Genomic DNA, 16,255 nt, shown 5'->3' on the forward strand with positions numbered 1-16,255 from the left:
CCGATAACACGCAGATATGAGAACGCCGCCCATGGGGCGGCGTTCTCGTCTGTGGCTCAGGCTTCGCGGTTGCGCGTCAGCAGGGCCGGCTTCTCGCCTCGTGGCCGGGTTGGCAGCTGCTCGAGCTGATCCAGGCTGGGCAGGCGATCGATCTTCGATTCCTTGTGGATGATCACCGGCTGCTTTTCACGCGGCTTGGCGGCTTCCTGACGCACGACAGCCGGCTCTTCAATCCGGCGGCCCTCGTTCTTGCGCCGTTGCTGGCCGTTGCGCGGCTGACCGCTGCGCGCCGTCTGGCCTTGACCCGCACCCGGGCGCTTGCCCTTGCCGGAGGGAGCGCCAGGCGCGCCCGAACGTGCGGCACCGGCGGCACGTGGCGCGCTACCAGGTTGAGCCGGGGCGCCGGGACGGCGGCCGCGGTTCTGTTTGTTCTGGTAGGGGCTGACGTAATCGACACGATTGCCGAAGTTGTCCACTTCGTCATCGAGAAATTCGTCCGGAGCACGGTTCGGCGGTAGCTGTGGCGGGCGAGCAGGGGCTTGCGCTTCGCTGGCGGCGCCATCGCGAGCAGGCTTGCGCGCCTTGCTCTGACTACGACGATTGCGTTCCTTCTGCTCGGCGCCTTTGTCTGCCGGCTTGTCGCGTTCACCGCGTGCCTTGCGTTCGCCACGCTGCGGACGCGGCGGGCGCGGTTCGCGCACCTCCGGCTTCTCCGCCTCGATGGTGCTGGCATCGAAGCCCATCAGATCGCCGTCGGGAATGCGCTGCTTGGTCAGGCGTTCGATGCCCTTGAGCAGCTTTTCCTCGTCCGGCGCGACCAGCGAGATGGCCTCGCCGCTGCGTCCGGCACGACCGGTGCGGCCGATGCGGTGCACGTAGTCTTCCTCGACGTTGGGCAGCTCGAAATTGACCACGTGCGGCAGCTGGTCGATGTCCAGACCACGGGCGGCGATGTCGGTCGCCACCAGGATGCGCACCTGGTTGGCCTTGAAATCGGCCAGCGCCTTGGTACGGGCGTTCTGGCTCTTGTTGCCGTGGATCGCGGCGGCTGGCAGACCGTGCTTTTCCAGGTACTCGGCCAAGCGGTTGGCGCCGTGCTTGGTGCGGGTGAACACCAGCACCTGTTCCCAGGCTCCCTGGGTGATCAGGTGCGCGAGCAGCGCGCGCTTGTGGCTGGCGGCAATGTGGAACACCCGCTGCTCGATGCGCTCGACGGTGGTGTTCGGCGGCGTGACCTCGATGCGCTCGGGGTCGTGCAGCAGCTTGCCGGCCAGATCGGTGATGTCCTTGGAGAAGGTGGCCGAGAACAGCAGGTTCTGGCGCTTGGCCGGCAGCTTGGCCAGCACCTTCTTGACGTCATGGATGAAGCCCATGTCGAGCATGCGGTCGGCTTCGTCGAGCACGAGGATTTCCACGTGCGACAGATCGATGGCCTTCTGGTTGGCCAGATCGAGCAGGCGGCCGGGGCAGGCCACCAGCACGTCGAGACCCTTGGCCACGGCCTGGATCTGCGGGTTCATGCCGACGCCACCGAAGATCACCGCGCTTTTCAGCGGCAGATCGCGGGCGTAGACCTTGAAGCTGTCATGGACCTGGGCGGCGAGTTCGCGGGTCGGCGTCAGCACCAGCACGCGCGGCTGTTTCGCGCCGTGGCGATGCTCGCGGTCCGGGTGGCCGCCGGGGAACAGCAGTTCGAGTACCGGCAGGGCGAAGCCGCCGGTCTTGCCGGTACCGGTCTGGGCGGCAACCATCAGGTCGCGGCCTTGCAACACGGCGGGAATGGCCCGCTGTTGCACGGGAGTAGGCTGGGTATAACCGGCGGCCTCGACGGCACCGGCTAAAGCCTCGGAGAGACCGAGGGAAGCAAAGGACATGAGTAATCCTGTCTTGTAGAGGGCGTGGCCCTGGGATGATCGTGCCTGGCTCGAATCGCGACTGGCGTGCGATCCCGTCCGGTCCTGCCGCGATTTGCTGATGCGACATCCGGACGTAAGTCTGGCGGAAGCGCGGAGTATAACAGAGCCTGTTCGCTCCGCACTGCTCTGACAGTGTCGCAGGTCACGGGTTCATTTGCCGGCTTCGCTTGGGCGGCGAAGCCGGTGCGCTCAAGCCTGGCGCGGCAGGCCGAGGTTGTTCCAGATCGCCAGGCTCGGCTCGGCCTGGTTCAGCGTGTAGAAGTGCAGACCCGGCGCGCCCCCGGCCAGCAACTTCTCGCACATCTCGCTGATGACCTGCTCGCCGAAGGCCTGAATACTGTCGATATCGTCGCCGTACGCTTCCAGCTGCTTGCGCACCCAGCGCGGAATCTCCGCACCGCAGGCATCGGAGAAGCGCGCCAGCTTGCTGTAGTTGGTGATCGGCATGATCCCCGGCACGACCGGAATTTCCACGCCCAGCTTGCGCACGCGCTCGACGAAGTAGAAGTAGCAGTCGGCGTTGAAGAAGTACTGGGTGATGGCGCTGTCGGCGCCGGCCTGGGCCTTGCGTACGAAGTTCGTCAGGTCGTCCTCGAAGTTGCGCGCCTGCGGATGCATCTCCGGGTAGGCGGCGACTTCAATGTGGAAGTGATCACCGGTTTCGCTGCGGATGAACTCCACCAGCTCGTTGGCGTGGCGCAGCTCACCGCTGGCCAGGCCCATGCCGGACGGCAGGTCGCCGCGCAGCGCGACGATGCGGCGGATGCCGGCCTTGCGGTAGATATCCAGCAGTTCGCGCAGCTCGGCCTTGCTGTCGCCCACGCAGGACAGGTGCGGTGCGGTCGGCACCTTCACCTCGCCATCGAGCTGGAGCACGGTGTTCAGCGTACGGTCGCGGGTCGAGCCGCCGGCACCGTAGGTGCAGGAGAAGAAGTCGGGGTGGTAGCTGGCCAGCTGGCGGGCCACGTTCAGCAGTTTTTCATGCCCGGCTTCGGTCTTCGTGGGGAAGAACTCGAAGCTGTAGCGGCGTTCCTGAGACATTGCAGAAGTCCTTGTTGGCGTAGGGTGGAAAACGCGCCCGGCGTTTCCAGCGAGATGGAAAAGGCCTGGTTTTCCACCCTACGGCGATCAGTAGCGGTAGCTGTCCGGCTTGAACGGACCTTCGACGGTCACGCCGATGTACTCGGCCTGCTTGGGCGTCAGTTGGGTGACGACACCGCCGAAGCCCTTGACCATCTCCAGCGCCACTTCTTCGTCGAGCTTCTTCGGCAGGACCATGACGGTGACGTTCTTGGTCTTCTCGGCCACCGGCAGATCGGCGAACTTCTCGTTGTACAGGTGGATCTGCGCCAGCACCTGGTTGGCGAAGGAGCCGTCCATGATCCGGCTCGGGTGGCCGGTGGCGTTGCCCAGGTTCACCAGGCGGCCCTCGGCGAGCAGGATCAGGTAGTCGTCGTTCGCCGGATCGACGGCCTTGCCGGTGCGGTGGATCTTGTGCACCTGCGGCTTGACCTCTTCCCAGCCCCAGTTGGCGCGCATGAAGGCGGTGTCGATCTCGTTGTCGAAGTGGCCGATGTTGCACACCACGGCGCGCTTCTTCAGCACCTTGAGCATGTTGGCGTCGCAGACGTTGACGTTGCCGGTGGTGGTGACAATCAGGTCGATCTTGCCCAGCAGCGCGGCGTCGACGCTGGCTTCGGTGCCGTCGTTGATGCCGTTCTTGTACGGCGAGGCCAGCTCGAAGCCGTCCATGCAGGCCTGCATGGCGCAGATCGGGTCGACTTCCGAGACCTTGACGATCATGCCTTCCTGGCGCAGCGACTGCGCCGAGCCCTTGCCCACGTCGCCGTAGCCGATCACCAGCGCCTGCTTACCGGAGAGCAGGTGGTCGGTGCCGCGCTTGATGGCGTCGTTGAGGCTGTGGCGGCAGCCGTACTTGTTGTCGTTCTTGCTCTTGGTGACCGAGTCGTTGACGTTGATCGCCGGCACCTTCAGCGTGCCGCCCTTGAGCATGTCGAGCAGGCGGTGCACGCCGGTGGTGGTTTCCTCGGTGATGCCGTGCACGCGCTCGAGTACCTGCGGATACTTGTCATGCAGGATCTGGGTCAGGTCACCGCCGTCGTCGAGCACCATGTTGGCGTCCCACGGCTGGCCGTCCTTGAGGATGGTCTGCTCGATGCACCACTCGTACTCCGCCTCGGTCTCGCCCTTCCAGGCGAACACCGGGATGCCGGCAGCGGCGATGGCGGCAGCGGCCTGGTCCTGGGTGGAGAAGATGTTGCAGGACGACCAGCGTACCTCGGCGCCGAGGGCGATCAGCGTCTCGATCAGAACGGCGGTCTGAATGGTCATGTGGATGCAGCCGAGGATTTTCGCGCCCTTGAGCGGTTGCTCGGCGGCGTACTTGCGGCGCAGGCCCATCAGCGCGGGCATTTCCGATTCAGCGATGATGATCTCGCGGCGGCCCCAGGCGGCCAGGGAAATATCGGCGACCTTGAAGTCGGTGAAACCGGCAGGCGTCATGACAGCACTCATCGAAGAGTTCTCCATTCGTAGGTATGCGAATGGGCGCCGTTGATGCGTTCTAGAAACGCCCCATCCGAGCCTGACAGGTGAAACCGGATTTGGATCTGCTGCGGCGCGACCGGTAAGCCGCGTGGCTTGCGAGATTCAAAAACAGGCATTCGCCCTGCTGCAGCGCCCCTCGGATGGGTGGCGGGCACGGTCGAAGCGGAGTCGGCCGCGAAAAAACCCGGCGATTATAGCCGCGCCTGCCGGCAATCCCAAGCCCGCGCCGGTGCGCGAACTCCGCTGGCGGCGCGCGGGTCGTACTTGCAGGGCCTGGCGCGCCGCGCCGGGCGCGAATGCACAAGGAGACTCCGATGAATCCCACGCTTCGCCTCACCCTGGCCCTGCTCGCGGCGGTCGTCAGCCTGCCCGCGGCGGCGCAGTCCTGTTACGTGCACAGCGAGACCTCGGGCGCCGTGCCCGCGCCGGTGGTCACCGAGAAATGCTTCGAGCTGCGTGGCATGCAGCCGGAGGACGATTCGATGGATTGGCTCTGTCGCAACGAGGAGGGTGTCAAGAGCGTCCGCCGCGAACCCCGGCAGAGCTGTCCTGACGGTCATTTCGGTGTCTGCGTGGCCGCAGTGACACCCGAGACTCTGGCCAACGAGCAGGCCGGTGGGAGCCAGGCGACCAACGGCACGCTGCCGACCACCGTGCCTGAAGGTGCGCAGATCGTCACCTATCACTATCACGCGAGCGATCGCGCGCAGGCCAAGGTGGATTGCGAGCGCGCGGGCGGCGAGTGGTCGCGCTGATACCCGAGCGATTTGTTCACCTGCGCACAAGCGCGGATAATCTCGCGCTTTGCATGGCGTGAGCGGGTAAACATGAAGCTGCGAGTGTTGAGCATTTCCCTGATGACGTTGCTGGCGCTGGCTGGTTGCGACCGTATCGATCCGAATTCACCGCTCGGCAAGCGCAAGGCGATCTACCAGCAGATGCTCGATATCAAGGAGGATCTGGGTGGCATGCTGCGCGGACGGCTGGCCTTCGATGGCGTGGCGTTTGCCAGCGGTGCGGCGAAGCTCGACGACTTGTCGCGCCAGCCCTGGCAGCACTATCCGCCGGTGAAGGAAGAACAGAGCGACGCGCGTGACGACGTCTGGCAGCAGCAGACGCGCTTCAACGAGCTGGCCCGAGCGCTGGAGGCCGAGACCGCCGCGCTGGTAGCTGCGACCAGTGCGCAGCCGCTGCAACCGCAGGACGTTGCACCGGCCTTCCAGCGCGTCGAGGACGCCTGCGAAACCTGCCACAAGGCATTCCGCGCCTACTGACGGCCGGCCGCACGGCGGCTGCTTTCCAGCTGTTTGCGTGCCTTGGCCAGCTCGTCCTTGCGCAGCTCGATGAGCTGCGCATCGCCAGTCGCCAGCGCCTGGCGCAGCAGCACTTCGCGGCGCGCCACGCGCTGGCTGGCCTGCTCGGCGGCATTGGAGTCACGCTTGCCCAACTCGATCAGGCCCTCGCAGCGGCGGGTGAGTGCCTGCAATTGTTCGTTGAGCTGCGTCTGGCGCGCCTGATGGCCCTGCAGGCGGGCCTGCTGCAACTGTTCGCTGAGCCAGTGGCGTTGCGTTGCGCACGAAGAATCGACGTCGCCCGTCGCGGCCATCGCCGGCGCCGCGGGCAGACAGCTGCCAGCCAGGACCATCGCAAGTAACCGAGCAGACATGCACGCTCCAAGACATGGGGTCGAACAGTTTCGACTTCCGCCTATGGCGCAAAGTGCCGTGCGGAGGGCATCAGAAACCGCGGATACCGGCCTGGTGCAGGCGCGCGCGCAGGGCTTGCGGCGCGTCGGCCCGAAAGAACTGCCACAGCTGCCGCGCGCGGACTGCGCCGCTGCCGGCGGCGCGCCAGTCGGCTTCGCTGCGCGCGGCGAGCCGCTGCCAGTCGTCGTCCGATGCGAGCGCCGCATCGGCCGGCAGGCCCAGCGCCGCCAGCCAGTGCGCGAACGGCCGCTGGCGTGTCGCTGCAAGATTGCGCGCCAGAGTGGTGGCGCGCGTCGCGCCGAAGCCCGGTACCTGTTGCAGGCGCGCGGCATCCAGCTCGAGCCAGGCGAGCAGGTCGGGCAGCAGGCCGGCGTCCAGCAGCTCGCGCCAGGTGCCGGGGCCGACACCGGGAATTGCCAGGCCGTGCCTGCCGCTCAGCCAGGCGAGGCGGGCGAGGAACTGCTGTTCGCAGCCGGGCGTCGCCTGCCAGCAGCTCAGCGCGTGATAGCGGGCCGGATTCGGTGGCTGCACTGCCGCGCGCTGCGGACTGCGCCAGACGACGCTGTCCAGCTGCGGAATGGTCAAGCCGGCGAGGCGGATGGCAACCTGATCGCCCGGGCGAACGTCCAGCGCCTGCCAGCGTTTGAGTGAACCGAGGCTGACGCGGGCGATGCGGCGGTCGTCCAGTTGCACGGGTTCGAGCTGCAGCAATGGCGTGATGCGGCCGCGCCGGCCGATGCGAAACTCGACCCGGCGCACCTGTGCCAGCGCCGAGCGCGGCGGATACTTCCAGGCCACTGCCCAGTGCGGCGGTGACGCCTGCCAGCGTTCGGCCGGTGGCCGCCGGCCCTGGCGCAGCACCACGCCGTCGCTGGCGAAGGGCAGCGGCTGGCGATACCAGCGCTCGCGCCACTGGCGCGCCTGTTCGGGATCGGCCAGGGGCTGGCTGAAACGCACGCTGTCGGCGAAGCCCATTGCTGCCAGTCCCGTCAGGCGTTTGGCCATCTCGGCCGGTCCGTTGGGCCAGTCCCAGACGAACAGGCCGATGCGTGCCTCGCTGTCCGCGGCGGGCGTTTTGCCCTGCAGGGCGCCGGCGACCCGCCCGCGTGCGCCGTCGCTGCCAGCGCGTGCCTGCACGTGCGCGTCCTGCCGCCAGTACAGCTCCCCCTGCAGAATCACCTCGTCGCGGCGCGGCAGCTGCGTGGGGATCGCCGGCAGCTGGCGGGCCCGCGCCGTCCAGTCCTGACCGCTGCGTCCGTCGCCGCGGCTGATCGCCTGGCGCAGGCGGCCGTCGCGATAGACCAGCGTCACTGCCACGCCGTCGACCTTGGGCTGAATCCACAGGTCGTCGCGTGCCGCCATCCAGGCGCGCAGCTCGGCGACGTCGGCCAGCTTGGCCAAGCCGGTCTGCGCGACCGGATGGTGCAACGGGCCCTCCGCCTTGGCCAGCGGTGACGGCGAGGGAGCGTTCTGGGCTGCAAAGCACTGCTGCCACTGTTGCAGCCGTGCGCGGGCCTGGTCGTAGAGTTCGTCGTCGATCGGCGCAAGGCCGCGGCGGTGATAGGCATCGTCCCAGGCCGCCAGTCGCTGCGTCAGTTCGCCGATTTCGCTGCGCGCGCGCTCGGCGCTCCAGGGTGGGCAGGCGGCCAGGCAGATCGGAGAGACAAGCGCCAGGAGTGACGCGACGAGGCGTTGCATGGTGAGCGTCCTTGCTCGGGTAGAGGCCGCGATTGTCCCGCAGCCGGTGTGGGACGCGCCGTGCGCTAGCGCATGTTGAACAGTTCCTGATGGAAGTCCTGCGGCGCCAGACCACGCGCTATCAGGTCGTCATGCAGGCATTGGCCGAACGCTGCCGGGCCGCAGAACCAGACGTCGCTGCCCTTCCAGGACGGCACCAGTTGCCGCAGGCGTTCGGGCGTCAGGCGACCATCGCGCTGGGTGACCAGCACGTGCAAGCGAACGCGCGCCTGCTCGGCCAGCTGCTGCACCTTGTCGATGAATGCCTGATCGGGCGCGCTGGTGCTGTAGAACAAGTCGACGTTGCCGCCGCCGCCAGTGGTCGCCAGCGCCTGCAGGCGGCCGATGAACGGCGCGATGCCGATGCCGCCGGCCACCCAGATCTGCCCGTCCTTGCGTCCGCGGAAGTCGAAGCAGCCGTAAGGGCCTTCGACGGTGACCGCGTCGCCCACTTTCAGGGTATGCGGCAGGGTGCTGGTGTAGTCGCCCAACCCCTTGATGGAGAACGCCAGCTTGCCGTCGTTGCACCAGGCCGAGGAGAGGCTGAACGGGTGCGGGCCTTCCTTCTCGTCGAAGGTGACGAAGGCGAACTGCCCGGCTTCGTGTCCTGGCCAGGCGCCTTCGAGCTGCAGGCCGACGCGCAGCACGCGGTTGTCCGGGTGATGGGTCAGTTCGTTGATGCGGCCCACCACTTTGTGTTTGCGGCCGATGCGGCGCAGCAGCGAGATGCAGGCGGCGATCGAGCCGGCGCCCATCAGCAGCGCCAGCGCCAGGCCCAGCGGCGAGCTCCAGTAGGCCGGCGGCGTCAGCACCACCGAGTGCGCCACCAGCGCAAGGTAGATCACCGCCAGCCAGCGGTGGGTCTTGAAGAACCAGCGATAGGGGAAGGTCTTGACCAGCGCCAGCACGATGAGAATCGCCGCGGCGTAGAACGCCCACTCGCCGACGTCCTCGGCCAGCCCGCGAAAGCGCCGGAGCAGGCCGAAGATGCCCTCCGGTGGCGGCCCGGCGTGGCGCACCGGTTTTTCCAGCCAGCCGGCGCCAACCAGCCATTTCGGCACCTGGCCCCAGGCCCAGTGCACGATGCTGATCACCAGTGCGGCGATGCCCAGCCACTTGTGCAGGCGGTAGGTCTTGTCCAGGCCGTCGAAGAAGCGCTCGAAGCGTTTCGGTCGCGCGGCCAGGATCACCGCGACGCTCATCGCACCAATCGCCAGCACGCCGCTGTAATGCACCAGGACCGTGCGTATCGACCAGACCTGGTACTGCTCCATGAGAAAGCTGTCGACCAGCAACCACAACAGGGTCAGGCCGGCGAACAGGCCGAGGAAGGTCAATTTGATGGGTTTCATGTCTGATCCTCGAGTTTTCGCTGTCCATGTACTCGCGGCGCGTAGCATGCCGTTTTTGCGTGAGGGGCGAAATGACGACGGTCAGTGACAGGATGCGCCCCGTGTCGCCGCGATTTCTCTACAATCTTCCGCCCACCGATTTCCAAGAGAGGCGCCTGTGCACTCCGTGATCGCCATCGAGCAGCTCAGCAAGACCTACGCCTCGGGTCATCCCGCGCTCAAACACATCGACCTGCACATCCGCAAGGGCGAGATCTTCGCTCTGCTCGGCCCCAACGGGGCCGGCAAGACCACGCTGATCAGCATCGTCTGCGGCATCGTCAACCCCGGCAGCGGGCGAGTGCTGGTCGATGGGCACGACATCGTCCAGGACTACCGCGCCGCGCGTGCGAAGATCGGCCTGGTGCCGCAGGAGCTGTACAACGAAGGCTTTGAGAGTGTCTGGGCGACGGTGCGTTTTTCGCGCGGGCTGTTTGGCAAGGCGCCCGACGATTCGTTCCTGGAAAAACTGTTGCGCGATTTGTCACTGTGGGACAAGCGCAATGCCCGGATTCTGGAGCTTTCCGGCGGCATGAAGCGCCGCGTGATGATCGCCAAGGCGCTGTCCCACGAGCCATCGATCCTGTTTCTCGACGAGCCCACGGCGGGTGTCGATGTCGAACTGCGCCGCGACATGTGGGAAATGGTCCGCGGCCTGCGCGAACGTGGCGTGACCATCATCCTCACCACCCACTACATCGAGGAGGCCGAGGAGATGGCCGACCGCATCGGCGTGATCAGCAAGGGCGAGATCATCCTCGTCGAGGACAAGGACGTGCTGATGCACAAGCTCGGCAAGAAGCAGCTGACCCTGCAACTGCAGCGCCCGCTGGCGGCGATCCCGCGCGAGTTCGCCGACTATCCGCTGACGCTGGCGGACGAGGGCAATCAGCTGGTCTACACCTTCGACGCCCAGCACGAGCACACCGGCATCGCCGAACTGCTCAAGCGCCTGGGCGAGCACGGTATCGACTTCAAGGACCTGCAATCGAGCCAGAGTTCGCTGGAGGAAATCTTCGTCAATCTGGTCCACGGTCGCTGAGGAAAAGCCCGCATGAACGTCTACGCGATCCGCGCGATCTACCTGTTCGAACTGGCGCGCACCTGGCGCACCCTGCTGCAGAGCATCGCCACGCCGGTGATCTCCACCTCGCTGTACTTCGTGGTGTTCGGCTCGGCCATCGGCGCGCGCATGGAGGCCATGCACGGCATCCCCTACGGCGCCTTCATCATTCCCGGCCTGATCATGATGGCGCTGCTTTCCGAGAGCATCTCCAACGCCTCGTTCGGCATCTACATGCCGCGCTACTCGGGGACCATCTACGAGGTGCTGTCGGCGCCGGTGTCCTATGTCGAGATCGTCATCGGCTACGTCGGCGCAGCAGCGACCAAATCGCTGATTCTCGGCGTGATCATCCTCATCACCGCGCGGCTGTTCGTCGACTACGAGATCCAGCATCCGCTGATGATGGCGCTGTTCCTGGTGCTGACGGCCGTCACCTTCTGCCTGTTCGGCTTCATCATCGGCATCTGGGCTGATGGCTGGGAAAAGCTGCAGATCGTCCCGGCGCTGATCGTCACGCCGCTGGCCTTTCTTGGTGGCAGCTTCTACTCCATCGAGATGCTGCCGCCGCTGTGGCAGAAGATCACCCTGTTCAACCCGGTGGTGTACCTGATCAGCGGCTTCCGCTGGAGTTTCTACGGTGTCTCGGACATCAGCGTCGGCATCAGCCTGGCGATGATTCTCGGCTTTCTCGCGCTGTGCCTCGCGGCGGTGTGGTGGATCTTCAAGACCGGCTATCGCCTGAAGAACTAGCCGCATATCAGAACGCCCGCAGATGCGGGCGTTTTTCAACGCAGCGTCGAGGCTTGCTGGCCGAGCATTTGCCCAGGCCGAGAGCCGTGTCCTTCGCCTGGCTGACTGCCTGGACCTTCTCGTTCACTGCAGTAGTGTCGGTGAACTTCTCGTCGTCTCCTGAAAGCAAGAAGCCCCGCGCGGCTTGCGCCGGCGGGGCTTCTGGTCAGGCGCAGTCGAGCTTACAGCCCGGCGGCGGCGCGCAGGGCGTCGGCCTTGTCGGTGCGCTCCCAGGTGAAGGCGGTGAAGGTATCGTTGCCCACCGTCATCTCGTAGGGGGTGCGGCCGAAGTGACCGTAGGCCGCGGTGGCCTGGTACATCGGGTGCAGCAGGTCGAGCATGCGGGTGATCGCGTAGGGTCGCAGATCGAAGTGCTCGCGCACCAGGGCGATGATCTTGTCGTCGCCGAGCTTGCCGGTGCCGAAGGTGTTCAGCGAGATGGAGGTCGGCTGGGCCACGCCGATGGCGTAGGACACCTGGATTTCGCAGCGCTCGGCGAGGCCGGCGGCGACGATGTTCTTCGCCACGTAGCGGCCGGCGTAGGCGGCGCTGCGGTCGACCTTGGACGGGTCCTTGCCGGAGAAGGCGCCGCCGCCGTGACGGGCCATGCCGCCGTAGGTGTCGACGATGATCTTGCGCCCGGTCAGGCCGCAGTCACCCACCGGGCCGCCGATGACGAACTGGCCGGTCGGGTTGATGTGGTACTGGGTGTCCTTGTGCAGCAGCTCGGCCGGCAGGCTGTGCTTGATGATCAGCTCCATCACCGCCTCGCGCAGGTCGCTCTGCTTGACCTCCGGATTGTGCTGGGTCGACAGCACCACGGCGTCGATCCCGACCACCTTGCCGTTCTCGTAGCGGCAGGTGACCTGGCTCTTGGCGTCCGGGCGCAGCCACGGCAGCAGGCCGTTCTTGCGTGCCTCGGCCTGGCGCTCGACCAGCGCGTGGGAGAATCGGATCGGTGCCGGCATCAGCACGTCGGTCTCGTTGCTGGCGTAGCCGAACATCAGGCCCTGGTCGCCGGCGCCCTGGTCCTCCGGCTTGGAGCGGTCGACGCCCTGGGCGATGTCCACCGACTGCTTGCCGATGATGTTGATGATGCCGCAGGTGGCGCCGTCGAAACCGACTTCCGAGCTGTTGTAGCCGATGTCGACGATAACGTCGCGCACCAGCTGCTCCAGATCGACCCAGGCCGAGGTGGTCACTTCGCCGGCGACGATCGCCACACCGGTCTTGACCAGGGTTTCGCAGGCCACGCGGGCATGCTTGTCCTCGGCGATGATGGCGTCCAGCACCGCATCGGAGATCTGGTCGGCGATCTTGTCCGGGTGCCCTTCGGACACGGACTCGGAGGTGAAAATCGAGTATTCGCTCATCTATCGGTTCCTATTACCGGGTGTGAGTCGGTCGTCAGCGGCGGGCCGGGAAAAGTGCCGGGCCTGGATCTGAAAACCGTTCTTCAAGCCAATGTAGAGACTCTCGCCGGGCGTGAGCCCCGCGGCATCGGCCCAACGGGCCAGATCGTCCTGTTCGAAGCCTAGCCAGAGATCGCCGCAGGCCTCCCTGGCCCAGCTCTGGTTGTGGCTGCACAACTCGGTGATCAGCAGGCTGCCGCCTGCCTTCACCAGTCGCGCCAGTTGTTTGAGGGCCTCGCCGGGCGCCGCCAGATGATGCAGCACCATGTTCAGCACCACGCAATCGGCCGGCGGGCATTCGTCGTGCAGTGCGTCGGCGAGTTTCAGCTCGACGTTGTTCAGGCCGGCCTGCTCGCAGCGGGCGCGCGCCAGTTCGAGCATCGCCGCGCTGTTGTCCAGCGCCACCACGTGACGGAAACGACTGGCCAGTTCCGGCAGGAAGCTGCCGTCGCCGGGGCCGACTTCCAGTGCCGTCGCGGTGGTCTCGAAATTCAGCGCATCGAGCAGGGCCAGCACGCTGTCGCGGTACTGCGGCAGACCGGCGAGCAGGTCCTGGCGAGCCTGGAAGCTGCCGGCCATGCGCGCAAAGAAATCCTCGCTGGCGGCGCTGCGCTGCGCGTGCACGGCGGCGATGCGCGCCTGCACCTCGGCGGTCAGCTCCAGCTGATCGACTTCTTCGAGCAGCGCCGCGTGCAGTTTGCCGCCGAGACTGTCGCTCTGCGGCAGGTTGCGCCGGTAGAAGATCGCGTTGCCTTCGCGGCGGGTTGCCAGCAAACCCGCCTGGGTCAGCACCTTCAGGTGGTGGCTCATGCCGGACTGGCCGGTGGCGAAGATCTGCGCCAGTTCGAGCACGCCGAACGAATCGCTGGCCAGCGCCCGCAGCACGTTCAGGCGCAGCGGATCGCCGCCGGCCTTGCACAGGGCGGCGAGCGAATCGCTGGCGTCGAAACGGATCTGGGGTATGCGCAGGCTCATAGGTCGCGCAGTCTAGTCGGTCACTTTTCGTACAGCAAGGGCAATATCAAAAAGTTTTGATATTGCCCTGTGCGGCGTAGGGTCACTCCAGCATGCGCAGCACACCGAGCGAGCAGGAGACCAGTCCGAGGCCGACCAGAAAGTAGCCCGGCAGGATATCCAGCAGCCGTTGCACCAGCCCCGTGCCGGCGAGCCGGCGCGAGAGCAGGCTGTAGGCGAGCAGCACGCACAGATCGATGACCGCCCAGATCGCGATCAGCGTCAGCGCCTGCGGTGCGAACGGCTGCGCGGGCAGGATGAAACCGGGGAGGAAGGCGAGGAAGAACAGGATGTCCTTGGGGTTCGACAGGCCGACCGCCATCGCCCGCCAGAAGTGATGCGTCTGGCTCCGGGCCGATTGCCGGTCATCGCTGCCGCCGCCGCACAGGCTGTCGGCGCCGAGCCAGATCAGGTACAGACCACCGATCACCTGGCCCCATTCGAGCACCACCGGCTCGAAATCCAGCGCCAGGTAGATCGCCAGCAGCGCGCCGATCATCAGCACCTGCGCCGACAGCACGCCGCCGAGAATCGTCCACAGCGGCCAGACGCGCCGCGCATCGGCGACCACCAGCGCGACCACCGGCCCGGGAGAGGCGATCAGCAGGGCGACCGCCGAGGCGAAGGCGAGATAGGTGGCGTTCATAGTTCGGTCACCAGGCCGAACACCCGATGCTGCTTGCCCAGCCGCTCGGCATAGAAGCGCGGGTTGCAGATGGCGAAGGCGCGCTGGATCCAGCGGTCGCTGCCGTCGAAGCGCGCATCGAAGCGGCTGCGCGCGTGCACCGTACGGCGATTGTCGATGATCAGCAGATCGCCCGGGCATAGCCGGATCGGCTCGGCCACCGACCAGGCGACGGCGCGCAGCCGTTCCAGCAGGGTCTGGGCGCGATTGCTGAAGGCGAGCATGAACTGCGGATCGAAGCGCAGGAACGGCGCGTCCGGATCGCCGTAGAGCACCGTCTGGTGCTTGTCGATGTCGATGCGCTGGTTCTTTTCGTTCGGGCCGTAGTCGGAGAGGAAGTTGTACGGCTCGTTGAGGAAAAACAGCTGTTCGTCGTAGCTCAGCCTGGCGAGGATGCGCTCGGCCGAGGCGATATAAGTGATCGCCTCGGCCGCCGGGTCCTGACGCAGGCAGAGCAGCAGCAGGTAATCCGGCTGGATGGCATGGAAGGCGTTCTCGGTGTGCAGGTCCAGTTCGGTGTCGAAACTGTCGGAGGTCGCCGCGCGCGACTGCCCGCGCTGCGGGAAGAAGTTGTTGACGATCGCGCCGCCGGATTCCTGCAGGTAGCCGACCGGTTCGCCGAGCAGCACGGTCGCCTGCAGCAGCAGCCGTTCGCTGCTGTCGTCGTGCTTGTGCAGCGCCTCGCGGCTGATCGGAGTCGGAGGAATCTCGCCGATCGGCAGCTGCCTCAGGTGCAGGAAACCGGTCGGGTTGCCGAACAGCTTGAAGCTGAGGATCTGCGCGATCTGCTGCCGGTCCAGCCCGCCGCGCTCGATGCTGGCAGCCAGAAGGTGGTCGAAATTATTCGCGGACATGTCATCCTTCCCTGAGTTTTTGTTGATCGGGCGGTGCGCTCGCTCGGACGTTGTCGTCCCGAGCAAGGCCCTTGGCGTCGCAGTATCGGAACGGAGCGAGGCGCTGAAAAATGGAAAAAACGACCTGCTGGGATAACTTTTACTCATGCCGCGGAGGTGTCCGGTGACGATCCGGCTGCCGCCGCTGTACGCCTTGCGCGCGTTCGAGGTCGCGGCGCGTTTCGGCTCCTTCACCGAGGCGGCGCAGAGCCTGTGCATCACCCAAAGTGCAATCAGCCGGCACGTGAAGACGCTGGAACAGCAGCTCGGCTGCCAGCTGTTCGAGCGACGCGGCTCGCGGCTGTCGCTGACCGACACCGGGCGCCGGCTGGCACAGGAGCTGAAGGTGGGATTCGGCACCATCGAGAATGCCTGCATCGCGGTGACCCGCCAGCGTGGCGCGCTGCGCCTGAAGGCCCCTTCGACGCTGACCATGCGCTGGCTGCTGAGTACGCTGGAAGCGTTCCAGTTGGCCTACCCCCAGCAGCGCGTGCAGCTGACCAGCGCCTGGATGGACCTCGATGCGGTGGACTTCAGCAGCGAGCCGTTCGATTGCGCGATCCTGCTCGGCGACGCCGCGCTGGCCGCCGATGGCCGCTGCCTGAAGCTGTTCGATGAGTGGCTGGTGCCGGTCTGCGCCCCGGCGTTGCTCGGCGATCAACCCTGGGACGCCGCGCGGCTGGCGGCGGCCGAGCTGATCCACCCCTCGCGCGACCGCCGCGACTGGCGGCGCTGGCTGGCGCGGGTCGGCCTGGCCGACGTCGTGCCCTGGCAGCAGGGCAAGCTGTTCGACACCCTGGAGCTGGGTATCTCCGCGGCGGCGCAAGGCCACGGCGTATCGATCGGCGATCTGGCGCTGGTCGCTGCCGAGCTGGCGCGCGGCACACTGGCGCTGCCGTTCGACGCCGCGGTGCGTTCCGGCGACAGCTATTACCTGGTCTGGCCCGCCCACGGCGCGGCGCATCCGGTGCTGGCGCAGATGAAGGATTACCTGCTCGCCCATCTGCCCGACGTGCAGGCCCAGGGTGTGCGCCTGCTCGACTGAGGCGCGGCCATTCAGTCATTGCCCCCTCTCCCG

The 16,255-nt window shown here is 66.4% G+C and carries 15 protein-coding genes and 1 riboswitch; of the genes, 5 read left to right on the forward strand and 10 right to left on the reverse strand.

All coding sequences use genetic code 11. From position 1 onward, the window contains the following. Positions 1-56: 56 nt before the first annotated feature. The 3 genes from HU825_RS06685 to ahcY form a co-directional block, all read right to left on the reverse strand. Positions 57-1,874 (reverse strand): RNA helicase RhlE2, encoded by a 1,818-nt coding sequence (locus HU825_RS06685; RefSeq protein ID WP_043297812.1) that lies wholly within the window; start codon positions 1,872-1,874, stop codon positions 57-59. Positions 1,875-2,105: 231 nt separating this feature from the next. Then, positions 2,106-2,957 carry a methylenetetrahydrofolate reductase [NAD(P)H] gene (gene metF, locus HU825_RS06690; protein ID WP_043297813.1) on the reverse strand — a complete coding sequence of 284 codons (852 nt, stop codon included), beginning with the start codon at positions 2,955-2,957 and terminating at the stop codon, positions 2,106-2,108. Between the two features lie 87 nt (positions 2,958-3,044). Continuing rightward, on the reverse strand, positions 3,045-4,451 hold the full coding sequence (gene ahcY / locus HU825_RS06695; protein WP_234303172.1) for an adenosylhomocysteinase: 1,407 nt from the start codon (positions 4,449-4,451) through the stop codon (positions 3,045-3,047). 24 nt (positions 4,452-4,475) lie between these two features. Further along, positions 4,476-4,628: riboswitch (S-adenosyl-L-homocysteine riboswitch) on the reverse strand. A 170-nt stretch (positions 4,629-4,798) separates the two neighbouring features. On the opposite strand from ahcY, the gene HU825_RS06700 reads away from it, so the two are divergent. Together HU825_RS06700 and HU825_RS06705 are read left to right on the forward strand one after the other, a co-directional pair. Further along, entirely contained in the window at positions 4,799-5,239 is a 441-nt protein-coding gene (locus HU825_RS06700) for a hypothetical protein (protein WP_043297815.1), read from the forward strand. A gap of 72 nt (positions 5,240-5,311) precedes the next feature. After that, positions 5,312-5,758, forward strand: a complete 447-nt coding sequence (locus HU825_RS06705; RefSeq protein ID WP_043297816.1) for a c-type cytochrome — start codon at positions 5,312-5,314, stop codon at positions 5,756-5,758. On the opposite strand, the gene HU825_RS06710 is transcribed toward HU825_RS06705, so the two are convergent. The 3 genes from HU825_RS06710 to HU825_RS06720 all read right to left on the reverse strand — a co-directional run bounded on the left by HU825_RS06710 (position 5,752) and on the right by HU825_RS06720 (position 9,279). Beyond that, positions 5,752-6,150 (reverse strand): DUF1090 family protein, encoded by a 399-nt coding sequence (locus HU825_RS06710; RefSeq protein WP_234303173.1) that lies wholly within the window; start codon positions 6,148-6,150, stop codon positions 5,752-5,754. The two genes, HU825_RS06705 and HU825_RS06710, sit on opposite strands and share 7 nt — an antisense overlap. A 70-nt stretch (positions 6,151-6,220) precedes the next feature. Beyond that, positions 6,221-7,888 carry an NAD-dependent DNA ligase LigB gene (gene ligB, locus HU825_RS06715; RefSeq protein ID WP_234303174.1) on the reverse strand — a complete coding sequence of 556 codons (1,668 nt, stop codon included), beginning with the start codon at positions 7,886-7,888 and terminating at the stop codon, positions 6,221-6,223. Between the two features lie 65 nt (positions 7,889-7,953). Then, the gene (locus HU825_RS06720; protein WP_054094379.1) at positions 7,954-9,279 is read right to left on the reverse strand and encodes a ferredoxin reductase family protein; all 1,326 of its coding nucleotides are present in this window, start codon (positions 9,277-9,279) and stop codon (positions 7,954-7,956) included. A 157-nt stretch (positions 9,280-9,436) separates the two neighbouring features. On the opposite strand from HU825_RS06720, the gene HU825_RS06725 reads away from it, so the two are divergent. Further along, entirely contained in the window at positions 9,437-10,360 is a 924-nt protein-coding gene (locus tag HU825_RS06725; RefSeq protein WP_043297820.1) for an ABC transporter ATP-binding protein, read from the forward strand. A 12-nt stretch (positions 10,361-10,372) separates the two neighbouring features. After that, positions 10,373-11,134, forward strand: coding sequence for an ABC transporter permease (locus HU825_RS06730; RefSeq protein ID WP_054094380.1), 762 nt, complete (start codon positions 10,373-10,375; stop codon positions 11,132-11,134). Between the two features lie 221 nt (positions 11,135-11,355). Here the strand turns inward: HU825_RS06730 and metK are convergent, their stop codons facing one another. From metK to HU825_RS06750, 4 genes are all read right to left on the reverse strand, one after another. Next, entirely contained in the window at positions 11,356-12,546 is a 1,191-nt protein-coding gene (gene metK, locus HU825_RS06735; protein ID WP_008568471.1) for a methionine adenosyltransferase, read from the reverse strand. Beyond that, complete coding sequence (locus tag HU825_RS06740; protein WP_234303175.1) at positions 12,547-13,560, reverse strand: ArsR/SmtB family transcription factor; 1,014 nt, start codon at positions 13,558-13,560, stop codon at positions 12,547-12,549. A gap of 82 nt (positions 13,561-13,642) precedes the next feature. Then, complete coding sequence (locus HU825_RS06745; RefSeq protein WP_167136720.1) at positions 13,643-14,245, reverse strand: LysE family translocator; 603 nt, start codon at positions 14,243-14,245, stop codon at positions 13,643-13,645. Continuing rightward, complete coding sequence (locus tag HU825_RS06750; RefSeq protein WP_054094385.1) at positions 14,242-15,138, reverse strand: TauD/TfdA family dioxygenase; 897 nt, start codon at positions 15,136-15,138, stop codon at positions 14,242-14,244. The genes HU825_RS06745 and HU825_RS06750 overlap by 4 nt, the downstream gene beginning before the upstream one ends. A 163-nt stretch (positions 15,139-15,301) precedes the next feature. On the opposite strand from HU825_RS06750, the gene HU825_RS06755 reads away from it, so the two are divergent. Continuing rightward, positions 15,302-16,222, forward strand: coding sequence for a LysR substrate-binding domain-containing protein (locus HU825_RS06755; protein WP_284692203.1), 921 nt, complete (start codon positions 15,302-15,304; stop codon positions 16,220-16,222). Positions 16,223-16,255 lie beyond the last annotated feature (33 nt).

Source organism: Pseudomonas phenolilytica, assembly GCF_021432765.1.
In the GTDB taxonomy this organism is placed as follows: Bacteria; Pseudomonadota; Gammaproteobacteria; order Pseudomonadales; family Pseudomonadaceae; genus Stutzerimonas; species Stutzerimonas phenolilytica.